Genomic DNA, 18,950 nt, shown 5'->3' with positions numbered 1-18,950 from the left:
TGAGCGAGCAACAACAAGGAGGCAGACCCAAAAAGCGAAAAGACCCCCCAAGATAAAATCCCGAGAGGCCCTTCGAACTAGCAATTCCGAAAATGCCGCCTCGGTTGACAGATGTCAACAACGTCTTGTGGACGAATAGAATCGCTTTGTCTGAAAATTGAGGATGCAACACATTTCAACGACGCCCTTTGGGCGGCGAGCGGTGGATGCTGGCCTGTTGGCCCATCGCCAGATGGCGGAAATCTCCGTCGGTGAGGCAAGTGTCGACAAATACGCGGTGCTGAGCGCGCTGACGCAGGCGCGCGCTGCCTTTCGGGTCAGTGACCGGGATCTGGCGGTCCTCTCGGCGCTCGTGAGCTTTCACCAAGAGCGCGAGCTGGCGGGCGACGACCTGATCGTCTTCCCCTCGAACGCCGCACTTTCGGCGCGCACGCATGGCATGGCCGAAAGCACCCTGCGCCGCCATCTGCGCGCGCTCGTGACCGCCGGGCTGGTGCTGCGCCATGACAGCCCCAACGGCAAGCGCTACGCCGCCCGCGACCGTGCGGGCCAGATCCGGGTGGCTTTCGGCTTCGATCTGCGCCCGCTCGTGCTGCGCGCGGCCGAGATCTTCGCGGCAGCTCAGGCTGCGGAAGAGGCCGCCGAGGCGCTGCGCCGCCTTCGCGAGCGTGCGGTGCTGTTCCTGCGCGATGCCCGCAAGCTCATCGAATTCGCCCAGGAGAGCAGCAAACCGGGTCTCGACGCGCTCGACGATCGTGCCCGCCTCCTGGCACGCAGCCTGCGCCGCAAGCTCGACCACGCGGAAATCGCCGAGATCGAGGACGCTGCGCGGCTTCTGCTGGATGAGGCAAACGCCCTGTATTCCCACGATAAAACAAAAGAAATGAGCGGCAATGACGTCATTTCCGAGCGGCACATACAAGATTCAACCCGATTTAAAAATGAATCTGAACCTTCCAATGAAATGGAAGAGGGCGACGCCGTTGTGCCCTGCCCCGCCCCGTCACGCCCGGCCGATAGCGCGATCCCGCTGGGACTTGTGCTGAGGGCCGCCCCGGATATCCGGGACTACGCCCGAGACGGGATCTCCGACTGGTATCAGCTTGTCGCGACAGCGTCTTTGGTGCGCGGAATGCTCGGAATCAGCGAGGATGGCTGGCAGGAGGCCTGCCGGATCATGGGTGACGTGCCCGCGGCGATTACCGTGGCCTGCATCTTGCAGCGCGCCGAGCAGATCGGCAAGCCGGGGGGCTATCTGCGGGCCCTGTCGGCGAAGGCCGCCGAGGGCGGGTTCTCTCCGGGGCCGATGGTGATGGCGCTGCTGCGATCCGAGAATGCGCGTGCGCTCTGAGACCGCTCCTATCCTTTCGCATAGGGGGCGATACCGATGGGCGCGGGCGCTACGCATCAGAGGATCACGACTTGGCGCGCGGGCTGCGGCAATATCCGGGGGCGCAGAACTTTGATTTCAGTCCGAAAGGATCCCCCCGTTGACGGATGTCGCCCGTGCCTCCGGGGGCCTCGCTCCCGTCGTGGGCCCGCGTCTTCATCTGAGCGAACCGGCCCGAGGGGCGCCGGACAGCGATGGTTTGCGCCTTCTCATGCTCGCGCTGGCCGTGGTCTGCCTGTTCCATGGCGGATTGCTGCCCTTCACCCATGGCAATACCTACGACGCCTTCATTCACATGTTCTTCGGCGACAGCTATCACCGGAGCTGGTTCGATGTGTGGGAGCCGCGCTGGTATACCGGCTTTGCCACGACCTCCTACCCGCCGGGCACGCATATGGCGATCGGGGCGCTGCAATATGTGATGCCACTGCGCGCGGCCTTCGTGGTGACGATGCTCGCGGGGCTTATCCTGCTGACGATCGGGGTCTATCGCTTCGCGCTGATCTGGGTCGAGCCGCGCGCGGCGGGCTATGCGGCGATTTCGCTGGCGCTCTCGTCGTCGATCTCGGAAACGGTGCATCTCTTCGGGCAGTTGCCGACGATCTTTTCGCTCGGCGTGTTTCTCAACGGGTTGCCCTCGGTCTATGGCTGGATTGTCGGCGGGCGGTGGCGTGATTTCCTGACGGCAGTGCTTTTCGCCTGCGCGACCACGGCCGCCCATCATGTGACGACGCTTTTCGGCTCGGTCCTGTTCATCCTGCCGCTCGCCCCACTGGCCTTGCGCGTCGTTGCCGAGCTGAATGCCGAAAAGACCCGAAAACAGCGGTTACAGAGCCTGTTTTGGGCCTTCACGCGCGGGATTTTCCTTGCCGTTTTCATGATCGGCTCAATTGTGATCACAGTTCTGCCCTACTGGATCTGGTCGATCAACGATCCGATCACGCAGGTCCCGATTCCGCATGGCAGCCGCGAGAATTTCCTCGAAAAACCGCAGCTCGGGTTGATCTTCTTCGTGCTGCCCTGGGGGATCGCCCTCTTCGCCCTGCCCTATGTCTTCGTCACCAGCCTGCGGACCCGGATGTTCCCGCTTGGTCTCGCGGTGTTTCTCGGTTTCGTGCTGGGCACCGGGGGCACGACCCCCCTGCCCCGCGCGATGCTGCGCGGCGCTTTCGACATCCTGACCCTCGACCGGTTCACCTTCTGGGCGACGATCCTGATCCTGCCCTTCCTGGGGCGGATGTTCGAAAGCCTTCTCCACGGGCGCGCGGGCGATGTGCTTCGCAAGGCGCTCGGCCGTGGCGGGCACCGTGCGCTGGTCGGGAGCGGGTTTTTCGGGATGGTCGGCGTCAGTGTTTTCGTCGCGATCCTGCCCACCCTCCAGCCGATGCAGCCGAGATTCGTGGACCCCGCGCCGATCGTGCAGTTCCTCGAAGAGGACGAGCATGACCGCTGGCGCTATCTGACGCTCGGTCTGGGCGATCAGTTCGCCTATCTCTCGGCTCGTACCGAAGCGCAGTCGGTCGACGGCAACTATCATTCCGCCCGCCGCCTGCCCGATCTGACGCGGTTTTCCGTCGAACGGCTGGAAAACGCGAAATTCAGCGGCGTGCCCGGGCTTGGCTCGTTGCGGCAATTCCTGATCAACGCGGACGCCTACCACCTGAAATACATCTTCTCGAATGACGCGTTCTACGATCCGCTGCTGTTCTTCACCGGCTGGGATCGGTTGCAAAAGCTGCCCAACGGGATCGCGGTCTGGGAAAAACCCGATGTATCGCCCCTGCCCCTCGTCACCCCGCGTCGCGAGATTCCGGTCTGGCAGATGGTGATGTGGGGGGCGCTGCCGCCCTTTGTGCTGGTTCTCGCCCTTGGGCACCTGTCACTGTCGACGCTGCGCTACGGGTTCGGCATGCGGCGCGGGTTTCTGCGCCCGGCGGTGATGGTGACGGGCCCTGTCGGCTCGGTGCGTCTGCTGCGCCGGCTTATGCTGGGCGCGCTTGTGCTCATGCTGGGGCTTTCGAGCTGGGGCGCGGTGTCGATCTGGCGCGCAACACACCGCCCGCTGAGCGTGGAGGAGCAGATCGAGGCCTATTTCTCCGATCTCGACATGCGCCGCTTCCGCGCGGCCTATGAGCGCTTCGACCCTGTCACCCGCCCGGAATTCGACCAGGCGATGTTCACCTGGCGCTGGCAAGGCGGGCTGATCGCGTCTTACGGCAAGTTGCAGGAGGTGGCGCTGGAGGAAATCGGCGGGACCGAGGTGACACGTCGTTGGCGGGTTCGGCTCACATGGTTGACAGCTGTCAACCTGCGCGAGGAGCTGCGCGAGGTCTCGACGGTGCTGCGCGACGGGATCTGGTATCTCGAAGCGCCCGAGCTGCGCCCGACCCAGACGCCAGAGCGACTGCAACGGCGCGCCGATATCGACTGGAACCTCGTCGGGCGGCGTCAGGCGCGGCTCGAGGCGGATCTGCACCGTGACCGGTTGGACCGGCCGCGGATCTTCCTGCACGGGACGCGGCTGGTCGAGAAAGACGGGCGCTTCAGCCTTGTCGGCGCGCTGACCAATGGCGATGCGGACCCGGCGAAGGTGACGGTTCTGGGCGATCTGCGGGCCGAGGGGCAGGGCAGGGCGCTGGCGCATATGGCGGCGGGTATGGCCGACGGACAGCGCCTTTTGCCCGCCGAGACCGCCGGATTCCGCATCGAGTTCGAGGGGGTTCTCTCGCTTCAGGATGCGACGGGCGAATTCGATCCGACCCGTTTCATTCCGCCGGAACTCGCCGCGCGCCCCGACGGCGCCACGATCGAGGCCCGCGCGCTGGTCGCTGGGCTGGGGCTCTACCGGGCGGTGGGGCTCAACGGGCTGCGCATCTCGACCGAGGGCGGGCGGCTGCATCTGAGCGGGCAGGCGGTCAATACCGGCACCGAGGTCGCGACGATCACGCGCGTCGTGGCGCTGCTCTACGACGAGGCGGGCCAGCCGGTCTGGACCGAGGCGGGTTTCGTCGATCGCAACATTCTGCCGGGGCAGGGGCAGGGCTTTGCGCTTGATCTGCCCGCGCGCGACGAGATCGAGGTGATCGCGGATCTGGGGTCGGACGACATGGTGGTGAACGGCGCCTCGCAGCAAAGCGATACCGGGCTGCCCGATGCCGCGACGGGTGCGATCCCGCTTGTGGGCGTGCCGGGCTATTCGGCGCTGCGACTGCATGTGTCGAGCATGGTCCATGAGCCGTTGTTCTGAGGAGATAGGGATGCGTTTTTCGGTTCTGATCCTGCTGGCCGCGCTTGGTCTTGGACCCGCACAGGCCGAGGAATTTATCTCCGACGGGTTCGGGCTGGTGCCGCGCTCTGCGAGCGGAGAGGAGCGCGCGCAGTGGGCGGGTCTGCAAAGCATTGAAAACAAAGAAAAATTTTTGACATCTCTGCGCATGCCGGAGGCGGTCGAGACGGTGATGGTCTTTGTCGGACCGAAAAGCCTCGTCGCCGGGCAGGACGAGGGGCACGCGGTCTCCGTTGCCGTCGACCGGCACGGCAATCTGGCGGCGGACGGTCTGGCGGTCAAGTTCCGGCTGGGCGACGAGACCCGCGCCGGCAATCCCACCCGCAACGGCATCGGGGATCTGATCTTCGCGCCGACCACCAGATCGGGCACCTATGCGTCGGGGGCGGAAGTTGACAGCTGTCAATCTCCGCGCACGCTGTTTCGGGTGACCGCCGATCTGCGATCCGTCGCGCTGGAAATCGCCCCGCAGCCGCAGGTCGAGCCCGAGCAGATCCTGCCGCTCGTGACCGAACCTCTGCGCGATCGCTATGGAAACCCGGTCGAGGACGGCACCGCGCTGACGCTGCTTGTCGAGCATCCCACCGAGGCGCCGGAAGGGCAGGGGGGCGAGGTGCTCGACGTCTCCGTGCTGAGTGCGCGCAGCGTCGGCGGCGTGGGACATGCCGAGATCCTGACCCGCGACATGCCGCCCGAGGCGCAGGCGCAGATGGTGCTGGCCACCAGCCGCTCGGCCCCGCGCGGGCTCGATATCGCGCAGGTGCGCCTCGCCCATGCGCCCGAGCTGCGGCTCTGGGCGCGCGAGGATGCGCCCGAGTTGCGTCTGCGGGTCGGGCCGCTGGTCACGGATGCGGGGCATCTTCTTTATGAGGGCGCCGAAATCGCGCTGCACATTACCGCGCCGGACGGGCGGGAAGTTTCGCTGACCGGCTGGGCGCGCGACGGCTATCTCTGGCTCGACGTGCCGATGGGGGCGCGGGACGCGCCCTATCGCGTCGCGATCGAGAGCGCCTTCGGCGACAGCGAGACCACCCTCAGCCCCGGCCCCGCGCCGCGCGACACCCGCAAGGAGTTGGTGCAATGAAGCAGACCGTGCTCGCCATCATTATCGGATTTCTCGTGCTCGGCGTCGGGATGATGCTGGCCGCCGCGGCCTATGACCGGATGCAGGCGCGTCAGACGCGTTATCTCTACATTGCCGACGCGCTGACCCCGCAACCCGAAAGGGCGGATCTGGTGCGCTGGCAGCCCGCAGAGGTTGCGCTGGACCGCCCCGTGACGCCCGGGGACGAGACCCGGATCGGGCAGGCGCTGGCCGAGGCCTGGCAGGCGGTCGCGCTGGCGCAGGCCACCGGAGAGACCGGGCTGCTTTCAGTGCGGCTGTCGGGCGTGGCGGAGGGGCGCGCGGCGCTGGCCGCGCGGCAGGCGCAGGAGAACGACACGCGGATGGTGGTGCTCAGCCAGAGCGCACGGCCGGTCTTCTTCCATCGCGACGGCTCGCTGTTTCAGGCCGAGGTCGAGATGGAGGTGGCCCGCTACGCGCTTGCGGACGGGGGGCTTGCGCATCTTTCGGTGACCCGCGATCGCGGCGTCGCGACGCTGATGAACGAATCGAACGGGTGGCGGCTGTTCTCCTACGAGCGCCGCGAGGCGGAGCGTATGGCGGGGCAGGGGGCCGGCTGGTCGGGAGAGATCCGCGGCGTGAACTACTATCCCGCGCAAACGCCGTGGCGCGCCTTCTGGCCCGGTTTCGATGCCGAGGTGATCGCGCTCGATTTCGGCCGGTTGCGCGATCTGGGAGCGACGAGCGTGCGGGTCTTCCTGCCGCGCGACGTCTTTGCCGCGGCCGACGGGGCAGGGGAGGCGCTTGGCGATCTCGAAAGCCTTCTGGCGCTCGCGCGGGCGCATCACCTGAGCGTGGTGCCGACGCTGTTCGACATGCGCGGGGGATATGGGGCCGCGAGCTGGGCCGAAGACGTGCTGGTGCTCGAGCGTGTCCTGCCGGTGCTGCGCGCTTCGGGGGCGATTGCGTTCGTCGATCTCAAGAACGAACCCGATCTGGATTTCGCCGCCCATGGAGAGGGCGAGGTCGAGGCCTGGCTTGGCGCGATGGTCCAGATCGCGCGACGGATCGCGCCGGAGCTGCCGCTCACCGTCGGCTGGTCGCGCGTCGAGGAGGGCGAGCGTCTGGCCGGGCAGCTCGACGTGGTGAGCTATCACGATTACGCGCCGCTCGACGGGGCGAAGGCGCGTCTGGCGGCGCTTCAGGCGCGTCTGGGCGACAAGCCCGTCGTGATTACCGAGATCGGCACCAGCTCTTACGCGATGGGGTTTGGCTGGCCGGGATCGGAGCGCAAGCAGGCGCAGGCCCTGACCGCGCGTCTGGCGGCGCTGCAAGACAGTGCCGGGGTGATGGTCTGGACGCTTTACGACTTTCCCGCCGTCGATGCGCTGGCGGTGGGAACGAAGCCCTGGGTCAAGCGCCAGCAATCGGCCTTCGGGCTGCTGCGTGCCGATGGCCGCGAGAAACCTGCCGCCGTGCAGCTGCGCGCGGCGTTCCTGCGCTCTCCGAAAGGATAGGGACATGCGCGGAAGGTCGGGGCGACTGTCCGGCTGCACGAAGGACCGGGCAGGGCAGGGGGCCTAGACAGGGAAGGAGCCGACCGCAGGCCCGAAGTGAGAGATGCGCAGATCTCGCGCCGGGGCCTTCGCGGGGCGGCCTGTCGACCCTCGCGAAAGGAATACGGTCATGTCGCCCCGTAATCTCGTCCACCGCGCGCGCCTTTTCCTGCGCGTCCTCATTCTCTCGCTGCTCGCGCTTGGCGCGGCGCCGCCTGCCTTCGCCTTCGCAGAGGGCAGCCGCTGGCATGGCGCCACGGGCGGGATCGTGCGTTTTCCCAACGATGCGCAGCCGCAGGAGGCGGGCAACCTGTTCGCTGAAGCCTGGGTGAAACTGGGCTATCGGATCTACAAGACGGACAAGCTCGATCTGTCGCTTTTCGCATTGGGCAATCACGTGATGGACAGTGCGGGCCAGCCCTGGAACAACTCCAACAAGCTCGGCCTCGGGCTGAGCCTGTCTTGGCAGGTGAGCGATGCGCTCAACGTCACCTTCAGCGCGCGCCACGACTGGTATCGCGAGCGCGGCACGGGCGAGAAACGGAACGGCCCGCGCTACGCGATTGATTTCTACTATTACCGCTATTGGGCCGCCGCGCCTGACAAGTTCATGTTCGGCCTCAGCCAGAGCGGCACCGTGTTCAAGAGCTATGGCACGCTCGCCTATCCCGGCTCGCTGGTCGAGAAGGATCGCAACCTGGTGCTGACGCTCGGCGCGGAGCTGTCGCGCGATCTGGTGATCCCGGACAGCAAATGGATCGTCTCGCCCTTCGTGGACATCGACTTTTCCTGGGACAGCGACCGCAACGAATATAACAACAAGCTGATCCCCGGGGTGGGCGTGAAGCTGCGCTATCCGCTCAAACATGGCGAGATCTTCGCGGGCGCGCGCCTCGCGGCGGATTACCGCCCGGTTTCGGGGACCACCTCGGTCAAGCCGGGGCTGTTTCTGGGCTGGTACAAAGGGTTCTGAGCGCAAGCGCCGCTGGCATGAAAGGCCACATCCGAGCCGCTCAGTCTGCCCGCCCTTGAAATGTCCGGCAATCTGCCGTACATATGGCGGGCAGGACGCGACAAGGCGCGCCCTTTCCGGAGGCACCGATGGTGGCATTTGAAAACAGCACGCGCAATTTCGACGAGCCCAAGAGCGCTCGTCTGGAGGCGCGCACCCAGCCTTCGGTGAAAGAGGCGATCAGCCGCGCCGCCGCGCTCAACGGCGTCGAGCTGAGTTCCTTCGTCGTCAGCGCGGCCTATCGCGCGGCGCAGGAAACGATCGAGGCGCATCGCCTGACCGTGCTCGACAGTGCGGCGGATCGCGCGGCGTTCTTCGATGCGCTCGAACATCCCCCCATGCCGAACAAACGGTTGCGCGAGGCCTTCGCGCTGCGTGAAACGCTGATCTCGAATGCCGACTGATCCCTCGGCGGGCGCGCGTTTCACCATTGAGCCGTTCGATCCGAAAACGCAGGATCGGGCGGCGTTTGGCTGCGGCGTGGGGCAGATCGACAACTACCTGAAGCTGACCGCCAAGAAGGGCGCTAAGGCGGATATGGTGCGGATCTGGGTGGTGCTTGACGACGCGCGCCGGATCCTCGGTTTCTACGCGATCAACATGCATTCGGTGATGGCCGCAGAGATGCCCGCGTCGCTCGCAAGAAAGGCGCTCGGACATGGAGTGCTGCCTGCGGCCTTCATCTCGATGATCGGGGTGGATCTGTCGATGCAGGGTCAGGGGCTTGGCAGCGCGCTGCTGGCCGACGCGCTGAGCCGGATCGGTCGGGTCTCCGAAGAGATCGGAACCTGCGCGGTGCTGCTCGACGTGTTCGATTGCGGCGATGCGGGGCAGGTGGCGCGCCGCAAGCGATATTACGAATCCTTCGGCTTCATCGCCTTGCCCGACCAGCCGCTGCGCCTGTTCATGCCGATCCAGACGGTCAGGGCGCTTTCGGGGTAACCGCGAGCGGCATCCTTGTTTCGTGTAACAAATATTATGTAAAAATTAACCTGTATCTCGAAACCGTATCCGGGCCGGACGCCCCGCGACCGGTTTCAACTGCGGTTTCAGCGAAAACGGCGCAGAAGGCTGAACTGGAAGGACTGGCCTTTGCCCGAGGGCGTTCGATGCAGATGGTGGCGATGCGCCACGGGCGCGAAGTTTTCTCCAAGAAGCGCGGCGAGCTTGCCTGGACTGTATCGCGCGACCGGAAGGCCGCTGCACGTCTCGGGCCCATCCGGCGCAAAGGTGGCGATGATCGCATGGCCGCCGATCTTCACTCCACGCGTCAGGCTTTCCAGGTAGGTGGCCCGGTCCGCCGCGTTGACGAGGAAGTGGAACACCGCCCTGTCGTGCCACAGGTCAAACTGGCGATCCGGGGTCCAGGAGGTGATGTCCGCCGTAACCCAGGTCACGGTTTCACCGGCCTCTCCCAGCCGGTCCCGGGCGACATCCAGCGCGACCTTCGACAGATCGAGGACCGTCACGTCATGAAGCCCCCTCCCGAGCAGCGCGCCCGCAAGGCGGGACGTCCCGCCGCCGATGTCGATGACCGATGAATTCGCGGTTACGCCGGCCATCTCGATCAGCTCGAGCGAGACCCGCGGATCATCCTGATGCCAGCTCAACTGGGCGTCGGACTTCTCGCCGTAGACGGTGTCCCAATGCGTCTTTCTGTCGACCGTCATTTCGCCGCGCTCTCCCAACTCATTGTGGCGAAAGATCCTCCGCAAGACTGCTTCGCCGTCCACCCTCGACCGGAAGCGCAACCCAACGAGGGGAACGCGCCAGACGCTTCAATGCCGGGCCTTTGAGAGGCCCGATAAGGCTGTCGTGACGAGACTGTAACGTGCTCACATTCGAGATGTGAAATCCTTTCTGCACGCCCCTTTTGTCCCGCCGACTTCCGCGAACGGGTGGCTTGGAACCGGTGGCATCGTTGCGACGCCCCTCCCCATCGCGCGAGCCGAAATTGGCCGAAGCGGCATCAGAGGGGCGCTTCTCGCAGCACCGTGACGGCAACGGTCAGTCGAAGCGGTCGCGCAGGCGGTAGTATTCGATTGCGACGGTGCCGTAGAGCGCGTGCAGGGCATGAAACGGGAGCGTCTTGATCGTCTTGGCAACGGGAATCGGCATTGCGGCGCCTTGCGTCAGATAGGCGGCAAACGCCTTGCCGAGTGCCGTCGACAAAGCCACCCCACGTCCGTTGAACCCGGTCGCGAGCAACATCCCCGGTTCCGGTTCACAGATCCGGATCCGATGATCGGCGGTCATGCCGACGCGCCCGAACCAGCGATGCTCGATTTCGATATCTCGGCCCAGAACCGGCCCGAAGAACGCGCGCATTTCGGCCTCGATGCGGCGAAAATGCGTGGCGCGGGTCGGATCCGCGAACTGCCCGCGGCCGCCAAGCATCAGCCGGTTGCCGGGTCCGATCCGGAAGTAGGTGCCGACGCGTCGCGCTTCCGAGACCACCGCGCCATTGGGCAGGATCTGCGCGAGCAGCGCGGCGGGCAGCGGCCTTGTCGCGACCTGGAAGCTGTTGGCCGGCACCGTTGCGCGGGCAAGATCACGATTGAGGGTGGGCGGCGTGTAGACATTGGTTGCCAGCAAAACCCGCTCGGCGCGCACGGCGGGCCCCGAAGCGAGTTCGGCTCGCCAGCCTGTCCCTTCGCGCAGAAGCGAGGCAACGGGCGAGCCGCCGAAAATCCGTGCTCCGGCCGCCGTCGCGACCCGTGCCAGCTCCCGGGCGTATTTCAGCGGATGGAGCTTGCCCGCACGCCGGTCGATCCAGCCTCCCGCGAAACTCCGCGAGCCGATCTCGCGCGCCATGTCTTCGGCTTCGAGCCATTGCACCGGAGCGCCGCGCGCGGCCCATTGCGCCATCCGCTCGCGCAAACCCGCCAGATGCACCGGCTTGGTCCCGGCCTGAATCCAGCCGTCGCGGACCGCGTCGCAATCGAGCCCGAGCCGCGCGACCAGATCGAAAACCACATCGGCGGTCGACCCGGCGAATTCGGTCGCTTGCGGTCCCCAGAGCCGGTCCAGCGCATCGGGATCGTCCTTCAGTCCCGGGATCACCTGCCCGCCATTGCGGCCCGAGGCGCCCGAACCGGGCTGCCCGGCCTCGAGCACCACCACATCGACCCCGGCCTCGGCCAGATGCAGCGCTGCGGACAGGCCCTGGAACCCGGCGCCGATCACGAGGACATCGGCCTTGAGACTTTCCGTCAGGCGTGGAAAGGCCGAGGCGTCCGGTGCGGTCGCGGCCCAGAGGGATTGAAAGCTCATGATCGGCTCCGCTTACAGCAAATGACTGACGCGACGCAGGAATTCCTGCGTCCGTTCGCTTTTCGGGCGCGCGAGAACCTCTTCGGCGGTGCCCTGCTCGGCGATCCTGCCGCTGTCGAGGAAGAAGACCCTGTCGGCCACTTCGCGCGCGAACTGAATTTCGTGGGTCACGATCAGCATGGTCATATGCGCGTCCGCCAGATCGCGCAGCACATTCAACACCTCGCCGACCATCTCCGGATCGAGCGCCGATGTCGGTTCGTCGAGCAGGATTGCCTCGGGTCGCATCGCAAGGGCGCGGGCGATCGCGACGCGCTGCTGTTGACCGCCGGAGAGCGCGGAGGGATAGAAATCCATCTTGTCGGCCAGACCGACACTTCGCAGATGCTCCTCGGCCCGGGCGCGCACCTCCTTGCGATCCTCTCGCAGCACCTGCGCTGGCCCCTCCATGACGTTTTCGAGGGCGGTCATATGAGGAAACAGGTTGAAACGCTGGAACACCATCGCGACACGGGTGCGGATGTCGTGGATGCTCGCGGCATGGGCGTCGACCTTGCGATCATCGATGAAGATGCCGCCCGCCTGGTAATCCTCCAGACCGTTCACGCAGCGCAACAGGGTGGACTTGCCCGAGCCGGACGCCCCGATCAGGCAGACGACCTGCCCCTTCTCGACCTCGGCGTCGATCCCCTTGAGCACCTCGTGACGCCCGTAGGACTTGTGGACATTCTCGAAGCGGATCATCGCGATTTCCCCATTTTCAGCTCGACCTGGCGCATCACGATGTTGAGCGGGATGGTGAGGCAGAGATAGAGCGCAGCGACCATCGTGAAGACGGTCATGTTGTCGAAGGTCGAGGAGGCAAGCATCTTGCCCTGCATCGTGAGCTCGGCGACCGAGATCACCGAGACCTGCGAGCTGTCCTTGAGCAGCATCACCATGTTGTTGCCATAGGGAGGCAAGGCGATCCGCACCGCCTGTGGCAGAATGATCCGGCGCATCATCTTGCCATGGCGCATGCCGATGGACTTCGCCGCCTCGACCTGCCCGCGATCGACGGCTTCAATGCCGCCCCGGAAGGTTTCGCCGATGTAGCACGAATAGGTCAGCGCGAGACCGATCACCCCGGCCTGAAAGGCGCTCAGATCGATGCCGATCTCGGGCATCACGAAATAGATGTAGAACAACACGACGAGGATCGGGATCCCGCGCAGGAATTCGACGATGAACCGTGCGGGGCGCTCCAGCCAGACATTGCGCGAAGTGCGCAGCATGGCCCAGACAAGGCCCAGTGCCGTCGCAAGGATAAGGGCGAGCAGCGACACCGCGACGGTGCGCCACAGGCCGGTGATCAGCAGCGGCAGATAGTCCTGCATCCGCTCGGTGAGGGGCGCCATGATGGCCTCCTGTAGAAAGGCAGGGGCCCGACGCCGCCGCGCCGGGCCCGGGATCGGATCAGAGGCCGTATTTCGCGAAGATCTCGGTCAGCTCGCCGCTGTCCTTCATGGCCGCGATCGAGGCATTGACCTTGGCCAGCAGCTCCGGATTTTCCTTGGATACCGCAAGCGCCACATTGCCGATCCCCATCGGGGTGTAGCCATCGACCAGATGCACGCCGAGCGCGGGGGTCTGGGCGACTTGATAGGCGATGATCGGCTTGTCGCCGAAACCGGCCTTGATCCGGCCAAGCTTCACGTCGCGCATGATGTCGACGAGGCTGTCGTAGAGTTTCACCTCCTTGAAGATCCCCTTCGCCTGCAGCTTGTCGGCAAAGGTCGTGCCGATCTGCGCGCCGACGACTTCGCCGGCCAGATCGTCGATCTGATAGGCGGTGTCGTCATCGGCGGCCACGAACATCGCATCGCCATAGCTGTAAACCGTGTCCGAGAAATCGACGACTTCCTTGCGCTTGTCCGTGGCGAACATGCCCGCCGAGATCAGGTCGATCTTGCCGGTGTCGAGCGCGGGGATCAGTGCCGAGAACTGGGTGACCGCGAATTTCGGTGTGTCTCCGATATCCTCGGCGATCGCCGCCGCAAGATCCACCATCGCGCCGGTGGGCTGCTGCGTTGCGGTGTCGACGAAGGTGAAGGGGACGCCGGTGGTGGTCACGCCGACGGTCAAATCGCCGGCATGGGCGCCAAACGCACTCAGGGTGAGAGTGCTGACGAGGGTGAGCATTCGAAGTTTCATCGGAATTTTCCCTGTTGTGAGCGCATCTTCGGGCGCATTTGAATAGGCTTCACTATAATGAAGAACATTGCATTCTCAAGCGACAACCTTCACAATCTTCATATTGGTGAAGAATGACGCGAAATCGTAGATTTTTCTTATCCACAAGCTGAACGTTTCATATAAAGAAGTTCCGATCGACGTTGCCTTCCCTAGTGAAAGAAGAGCCGCCCATGCCCCTCGCCCCGACCGAAGCAAGATTGCAGCCCGACCCGCTCGGCGGTCTCGATGATGTGTCGCTTGGCGATGCGGTGCGCCGCGCGCGCCGGGATCGCCGGCTGTCCCTGCAGACCGTCGCGGACGGGGTCGGGATCTCGACGGGGCTGCTGAGCCAGATCGAGCGTGGAATTTCCTCCCCCTCGGTGCGCAATCTGCGCGCGATCTGCGAGGTGATAGGCATCCCCTTCATGTCGCTCTTCGAAGCGGATCCGGCGGCCGATCGCGAAAACGGCCTGATCGTGCGATCGGGGCATCGACGTACGGTGGATTTCGGCGACCGGGGCATGGTGAAATCCTTCCTGACGGCCCATGACGAGGGCAGCTTGCAGGTCATGGAAATCGTGATGGAGCCCGGTGGCGGATCGGGCGATGAATCCTACAGCCACGAAGGCGAAGAATGCGGTGTCGTGCTTTGCGGCGAGGCGGAGCTTTTCGTCGATGAGAACAGCTATCGGCTTCGCGAAGGCGATTCATTCCAGTTCGAAAGCAAGCGGCCGCACCGGTTCCGCAATGTCGGCCCGGACATCTGCAAGATCATGTGGGTGACCACGCCTCCCGTCTGGTGACCCGCCGACCAAACCGGCCCTTCGCCGCCATTTGCGAGACTTCGTTCGATGCGGCGCGGCTTACGCCAAAGCTGCCATGCTTGGGGGCGAAAGGGCGGTGTCAGCGTCGGATGCGCGAGCGGGTCATGCCGTCTCACCGGCGGCAATGCCTCTCAGGATCGAGACGACTCGTCGCTTGAAGGCCTCCCGGTCGGGCATTTCGAGGGCTTCGAAATCAAGCACCTGGAGGGTGATCCCCAACCCGGCGAGCAACGCCCCCGAAAGCACGATGCTGTCCTGCCCGCCGGAATCCATGCGCTTGCGCAGGGGTTCGAGAAACTCGGTGGTGGCGACACCCCGCAAAGCCTCGATCGCGTCGGGGTCGCCAACCGAATGCAACAGGATGCTGAGCCCCGTGCCAAGCTCTCCGGGGGACGCTTCGCTGCGCGCCAGAAAGATTTCAGCCATCGTTTCGGCCAGATCGTCGCATTCCAGAAGCACGGCGATATCGGAGCGGATCGCGGACCGGAATGCCTCGGTGAAAAGACCGAGCTTCGAGCCGAAGCTGCGGTGGGCATAGGCCACATCGACACCGGCGCGCGCCGCGATTTCGCGCAGGCCGACGCTGGCATAGGATTTGCGCGAAAAAATCTCGCAGGCTGCTGCCAGAATGCGCTGTCGGGACAACAGTTTGGGCGATTCGGACGGATGTTGCTCGGGTTTTGCCATGGGGCTCCTTGAATGCGTTTACCGATACGATTAGTCAACAGGTGTTGACAGGGGCGAGGCCGTGAAAATGCACGCCCTCTTGCAGATGAAGGAGCCGCGTTATGGCCCGGTTGAGCACGAAATGGGGAATGGCCGGTCTCGTTGCGGTGCTTGTCGTCGCCGCCATCGGTTACTGGAGGCTGCAGGGCGCCTCTTCGGTGCCGGCAGGTTTTGCCGAAGCCAACGGCCGGATCGAGGCCGTCAGCATCGACGTGGCGTCGAAGACCGCCGGGCAGATCAGCAAGATCCTGGTGCGTGAGGGCGAGTTTGTCCGCGTCGGTCAGCCGCTGGCCGAGCTCGACAGTCGCGAGATCAAGGTCGCCCTGGTGCAGGCCGAGGCCGAGCGCAAGCGCGCGCTGTTGTCGGTCGATACCGCAAAGAACCGGGTCCAGCAGGCCGAGGCCGAGCAACGGGCGGCTGCGGCGGGCGTCGATGAAGCGAAAGCGGCCAATGATGCGGCCCAGAAGCAATATGAACGCACCAGCAAGCTGGCCGAGACCAGCACCGCCTCGCAGGCGACGCTGGACGCCGTTCGTGCGCAGGCGCTGAGCGCCCGGGCTGCCATCGCGGTGGCCGAAGCCAAGAGCGCCGCGGCAGAGGCGGCGATCAACACCGCCAAGGCCGGGGTGGTCGACGCGCAGGCCGCGGTCGAGGTCGCCGATGCCGCCATCGCTTCGATCAATGTTCGGCTCTCCGATACCACGCTGGTGGCGCCGCGCGACGGGCGTGTGCAATACATCATCGCCCGCGAGGGTGAGATCGTCGGCGCTGGCGGGCGGGTGCTCAACCTCGCCGATATCGGCGATGTCTACATGACGATCTTCCTGCCGACGCGCGAGGCCGGGCGCATCGCGCTTGGAACCCCGGCCCGTATCGTGCTGGACGCCGCCCCCGACATGACGGTGCCGGCGCAGGTCACCTACGTTGCCGATGTCGCCCAGTTCACCCCCAAAACGGTCGAAACGCAGGTCGAGCGCGAGAAGCTGATGTTCCGCGTCAAGGTCTCGATCGAGCCCGACTTGCTGAAGAAATACAGCGATTACGTGAAGACGGGCTTGCCGGGGGTCGCCTATGTCCGGCTCGACTCCGAGGCGGCCTGGCCCGCGGCGCTTGACGCCCATCTGGTGAAATGACCGACCCGGTCGTCCCTCCGGTCGCCCGGCTGGCGGGCGTCAGCCACCACTTTCGCCGCGACGTGGCACTCGAAGCGGTGAGCCTCGACATTCCCGCAGGCAGCATGGCCGGGCTGATCGGCCCCGACGGGGTCGGTAAGTCGACGCTGCTTTCGCTGATCGCCGGGGCGCGCCGAATCCAGGAGGGGCGGGTCGAGGTGCTGGACGGCGACATGGACGATTCCGGCCACCGCCGTCAGATCGGGCCGCGCGTCGCCTACATGCCGCAGGGACTGGGCCGCAACCTCTACGCCACGCTCTCGGTGCGCGAGAATGTCGATTTCTTCGGTCGTCTCTTCGGACAGGATGCCGACGAGCGCCGCCGCCGCATCGACGAGTTGCTCACCGCCACCGGGCTTGCTCCGTTCGCCGGGCGCCCGGCGGGGAAGCTCTCGGGCGGGATGAAGCAGAAACTGGGGCTGTGTTGCGCCCTGATCCACGATCCAGACCTGTTGATCCTCGACGAGCCGACCACCGGCGTCGACCCGCTCTCGCGGCGCCAGTTCTGGGAACTGGTCGAGCGGCTGCGGGTCACGCGCCCGGGGATGAGCGTCATCGTCGCCACCGCATATATGGAGGAAGCCGCGCGCTTCGACTGGCTTTGCGCGATGAACGCTGGCCGCGTGCTGGCGACCGGAAGCCCGGCGCAGCTTCTCGAAGAGACCGGGGCCGAGACCCTGGACGCCGCCTTCATCGCGCTCTTGCCCGAAGCAGAGCGCGCCCGTCATCATGCCGTGGAAATTCCGCCCCGGCCGGAGGATGGCGACGGGCCCGCGATCGAGGCCGAACATCTGACGATGCGCTTTGGCGATTTCACCGCCGTCCGGGATGTCAGCTTCCAGATCGAGAGGGGCGAGATCTTCGGGTTCCTCGGCTCGAACGGGTGCGGGAAAACCACGACGATGAAGATGCTGACGGGCCTTTTGCGCCCATCGGAGGGCAGCTCTCGGCTGTTCAACGAGGCGATGGAGGGCGGCCACGCGGCCCTGCGCCAGCGCATCGGATACATGAGCCAGGCCTTTTCGCTCTATGGTGAGCTGACGGTGCGGCAGAACCTCGAACTGCACGCGCGACTGTTCCGCCTGCCCGCCGGGGAGATCCCCGGGCGCGTTGCCGAGATGACCCGGCGTTTCGATCTCACGGAGGATCTCGACGCGTTGCCTGCCGCGCTGCCGCTTGGTCTGCGCCAGAGACTGTCGCTGGCCGTAGCCATGATCCACAAGCCGGACATCCTGATTCTCGACGAGCCGACCTCGGGCGTCGATCCGGTCGCCCGTGACCGGTTCTGGGAAATCCTCGTCGAGCTGTCGCGCGGCGACGGCGTGACGATTTTCATCTCGACCCATTTCATGAACGAGGCCGAGCGTTGCGACAGGATCTCGCTGATGCATGCGGGTCAGGTGCTGATCAGCGACACGCCCGCGCAGATCATCGCGCGCTCCGGCGAGGCGGATCTCGAAGGCGCTTTCATTCATTACCTCGAGGCGGCGACCCGTGACGATGAGGCGACTTCTCAAACCCCTGCGGCCGAAATGCCCGAGGAGGTGCCGCAACGCCCCTCGGACCGTCCCACATCGCGTTTCTTCAGCCCACGGCGCCTGTTGAGCTATACGCTCCGTGAGACATTGGAACTGATGCGCGACCCGATCCGGGCGACGCTGGCGATGTTGGGTTCGGCCCTTCTGATGCTGGTCGTCGGCTATGGCATCACCATGGATGTCGAGCACCTTCGGTTCGCCGCTCTCGATCACGATCAGACGCCGGTCAGCCGCGATTATATCGCGCAGATCGCGGGCTCGCGCTATTTCGACGAACAGCCGCCTCTGACCAGCTATGCCGATCTTGACCGGCAAATGGAGGCGGGAAAAATCAGCCTTGCGATCGAAATCCCGCCTGGTTTCGCCGCCGATCTGGCACGTGGGCGCGAGGTCTCGATCGGCGCTTGGATCGACGGGGCGATGCCCACCCGGGCGGAAACCGTCTCGGGCTATGTCCAGGGCATTCACGCCTGGTGGATCACCCAGAATCTGCGGCAGCTTTACGGGGATGCGGCGGTGACGGGCGATTTCACGATCGAGACCCGTTACCGTTACAATCCCGACGTCGAAAGCCTTCCCGCGATGGTGCCCGCGGTCATCCCGATCCTCTTGCTGATGATCCCGGCAATGCTGGCCGCGCTCAGTGTCGTGCGCGAAAAGGAGCTTGGCTCGATCGTCAATCTCTACGTCACCCCGGTCACGCGGACCGAGTTTCTTCTCGGCAAGCAACTCCCCTATATCGCGCTCGGGATGTTGAACTTCGGCTTGCTGGTTCTCTTCGCGATCTTCATTTTCGGCGTGCCGATAAGCGGTAGCTTCGCCGCGCTCAGCCTCGCCGCGCTGCTTTACGTCATCTTCGCGACGGGCATGGGCCTTGTCATCTCCAGCTTCATCTC

At 65.1% G+C, this 18,950-nt stretch carries 16 protein-coding genes; 10 read left to right on the top strand and 6 right to left on the bottom strand.

Translation table 11 applies throughout. The features are described 5' to 3' along the window. Positions 1 to 163: 163 nt before the first annotated feature. The 7 genes from repC (at position 164) to BMG00_RS17200 (ending at position 9,249) form a co-directional block, all read left to right on the top strand. Entirely contained in the window at positions 164 to 1,351 is a 1,188-nt protein-coding gene (gene repC, locus BMG00_RS17230) for a plasmid replication protein RepC (protein ID WP_078575324.1), read from the top strand. Positions 1,352 to 1,589: 238 nt separating this feature from the next. Beyond that, complete coding sequence (locus tag BMG00_RS17225; RefSeq protein WP_146642692.1) at positions 1,590 to 4,637, top strand: hypothetical protein; 3,048 nt, start codon at positions 1,590 to 1,592, stop codon at positions 4,635 to 4,637. 10 nt (positions 4,638 to 4,647) lie between these two features. Then, entirely contained in the window at positions 4,648 to 5,760 is a 1,113-nt protein-coding gene (locus BMG00_RS17220; protein WP_078575320.1) for a hypothetical protein, read from the top strand. Further along, a complete protein-coding gene (locus BMG00_RS17215; protein ID WP_078575318.1) occupies positions 5,757 to 7,256 on the top strand; it encodes a glycoside hydrolase 5 family protein in 1,500 nt (499 codons plus the stop codon). Before BMG00_RS17220 ends, BMG00_RS17215 begins: the two co-directional genes overlap by 4 nt. A gap of 169 nt (positions 7,257 to 7,425) precedes the next feature. Next, the gene (locus tag BMG00_RS17210; protein WP_078575317.1) at positions 7,426 to 8,268 is read left to right on the top strand and encodes a hypothetical protein; all 843 of its coding nucleotides are present in this window, start codon (positions 7,426 to 7,428) and stop codon (positions 8,266 to 8,268) included. Positions 8,269 to 8,396: 128 nt separating this feature from the next. Then, positions 8,397 to 8,711: a type II toxin-antitoxin system TacA family antitoxin gene (locus tag BMG00_RS17205; protein WP_078575315.1), complete on the top strand. Its 315-nt coding sequence runs from the start codon at positions 8,397 to 8,399 to the stop codon at positions 8,709 to 8,711. Beyond that, positions 8,701 to 9,249 carry a GNAT family N-acetyltransferase gene (locus tag BMG00_RS17200; protein ID WP_078575314.1) on the top strand — a complete coding sequence of 183 codons (549 nt, stop codon included), beginning with the start codon at positions 8,701 to 8,703 and terminating at the stop codon, positions 9,247 to 9,249. The genes BMG00_RS17205 and BMG00_RS17200 overlap by 11 nt, the downstream gene beginning before the upstream one ends. 107 nt (positions 9,250 to 9,356) lie before the next feature. On the opposite strand, the gene BMG00_RS17195 is transcribed toward BMG00_RS17200, so the two are convergent. From BMG00_RS17195 to BMG00_RS17175, 5 genes are all read right to left on the bottom strand, one after another. Continuing rightward, positions 9,357 to 9,977 carry a class I SAM-dependent methyltransferase gene (locus BMG00_RS17195; protein ID WP_078575313.1) on the bottom strand — a complete coding sequence of 207 codons (621 nt, stop codon included), beginning with the start codon at positions 9,975 to 9,977 and terminating at the stop codon, positions 9,357 to 9,359. A 337-nt stretch (positions 9,978 to 10,314) separates the two neighbouring features. Then, positions 10,315 to 11,580 (bottom strand): NAD(P)/FAD-dependent oxidoreductase, encoded by a 1,266-nt coding sequence (locus BMG00_RS17190; RefSeq protein WP_078575312.1) that lies wholly within the window; start codon positions 11,578 to 11,580, stop codon positions 10,315 to 10,317. 12 nt (positions 11,581 to 11,592) lie between these two features. Further along, entirely contained in the window at positions 11,593 to 12,324 is a 732-nt protein-coding gene (locus BMG00_RS17185) for an amino acid ABC transporter ATP-binding protein (protein WP_078575311.1), read from the bottom strand. Beyond that, a complete protein-coding gene (locus BMG00_RS17180) occupies positions 12,321 to 12,977 on the bottom strand; it encodes an amino acid ABC transporter permease (protein ID WP_078575310.1) in 657 nt (218 codons plus the stop codon). Before BMG00_RS17180 ends, BMG00_RS17185 begins: the two co-directional genes overlap by 4 nt. Before the next feature lie 58 nt (positions 12,978 to 13,035). Next, positions 13,036 to 13,773 (bottom strand): substrate-binding periplasmic protein, encoded by a 738-nt coding sequence (locus BMG00_RS17175; RefSeq protein WP_078575308.1) that lies wholly within the window; start codon positions 13,771 to 13,773, stop codon positions 13,036 to 13,038. A gap of 212 nt (positions 13,774 to 13,985) precedes the next feature. Between BMG00_RS17175 and BMG00_RS17170 the strand changes: the two genes are divergently transcribed. After that, entirely contained in the window at positions 13,986 to 14,597 is a 612-nt protein-coding gene (locus BMG00_RS17170) for a helix-turn-helix domain-containing protein (protein ID WP_078575307.1), read from the top strand. Positions 14,598 to 14,720: 123 nt separating this feature from the next. On the opposite strand, the gene BMG00_RS17165 is transcribed toward BMG00_RS17170, so the two are convergent. Then, positions 14,721 to 15,305: a TetR/AcrR family transcriptional regulator gene (locus BMG00_RS17165; protein ID WP_078575305.1), complete on the bottom strand. Its 585-nt coding sequence runs from the start codon at positions 15,303 to 15,305 to the stop codon at positions 14,721 to 14,723. A 101-nt stretch (positions 15,306 to 15,406) separates the two neighbouring features. On the opposite strand from BMG00_RS17165, the gene BMG00_RS17160 reads away from it, so the two are divergent. Continuing rightward, the gene (locus BMG00_RS17160) at positions 15,407 to 16,477 is read left to right on the top strand and encodes an HlyD family secretion protein (RefSeq protein WP_093470197.1); all 1,071 of its coding nucleotides are present in this window, start codon (positions 15,407 to 15,409) and stop codon (positions 16,475 to 16,477) included. After that, on the top strand, positions 16,474 to 18,950 hold a 2,477-nt coding region (rbbA, locus tag BMG00_RS17155), incomplete at its 3' end, for a ribosome-associated ATPase/putative transporter RbbA (protein ID WP_078575303.1). The genes BMG00_RS17160 and rbbA, both read left to right, overlap by 4 nt.

Source organism: Thioclava marina, assembly GCF_002020135.1.
Classification (GTDB): domain Bacteria; phylum Pseudomonadota; class Alphaproteobacteria; order Rhodobacterales; family Rhodobacteraceae; genus Thioclava; species Thioclava marina.
The sequence above is the reverse complement of the archived record's forward strand: the minus strand, read 5'-3'. Positions and strand labels throughout refer to the sequence as shown.

Bases quoted from the DNA above. Each gene is read 5' to 3' on its own strand.
- BMG00_RS17165 (WP_078575305.1), bottom strand. From the start codon at position 15,305: ATGGCAAAACCCGAGCAACATCCGTCCGAATCGCCCAAACTGTTGTCC.
- BMG00_RS17160 (WP_093470197.1), top strand. From the start codon at position 15,407: ATGGCCCGGTTGAGCACGAAATGGGGAATGGCCGGTCTCGTTGCGGTG.
- BMG00_RS17180 (WP_078575310.1), bottom strand. From the start codon at position 12,977: ATGGCGCCCCTCACCGAGCGGATGCAGGACTATCTGCCGCTGCTGATC.
- BMG00_RS17195 (WP_078575313.1), bottom strand. From the start codon at position 9,977: ATGACGGTCGACAGAAAGACGCATTGGGACACCGTCTACGGCGAGAAG.
- BMG00_RS17215 (WP_078575318.1), top strand. From the start codon at position 5,757: ATGAAGCAGACCGTGCTCGCCATCATTATCGGATTTCTCGTGCTCGGC.
- repC (WP_078575324.1), top strand. From the start codon at position 164: ATGCAACACATTTCAACGACGCCCTTTGGGCGGCGAGCGGTGGATGCT.
- BMG00_RS17175 (WP_078575308.1), bottom strand. From the start codon at position 13,773: ATGAAACTTCGAATGCTCACCCTCGTCAGCACTCTCACCCTGAGTGCG.
- BMG00_RS17220 (WP_078575320.1), top strand. From the start codon at position 4,648: ATGCGTTTTTCGGTTCTGATCCTGCTGGCCGCGCTTGGTCTTGGACCC.
- BMG00_RS17170 (WP_078575307.1), top strand. From the start codon at position 13,986: ATGCCCCTCGCCCCGACCGAAGCAAGATTGCAGCCCGACCCGCTCGGC.
- BMG00_RS17200 (WP_078575314.1), top strand. From the start codon at position 8,701: ATGCCGACTGATCCCTCGGCGGGCGCGCGTTTCACCATTGAGCCGTTC.
- BMG00_RS17210 (WP_078575317.1), top strand. From the start codon at position 7,426: ATGTCGCCCCGTAATCTCGTCCACCGCGCGCGCCTTTTCCTGCGCGTC.
- BMG00_RS17205 (WP_078575315.1), top strand. From the start codon at position 8,397: ATGGTGGCATTTGAAAACAGCACGCGCAATTTCGACGAGCCCAAGAGC.
- BMG00_RS17185 (WP_078575311.1), bottom strand. From the start codon at position 12,324: ATGATCCGCTTCGAGAATGTCCACAAGTCCTACGGGCGTCACGAGGTG.
- BMG00_RS17190 (WP_078575312.1), bottom strand. From the start codon at position 11,580: ATGAGCTTTCAATCCCTCTGGGCCGCGACCGCACCGGACGCCTCGGCC.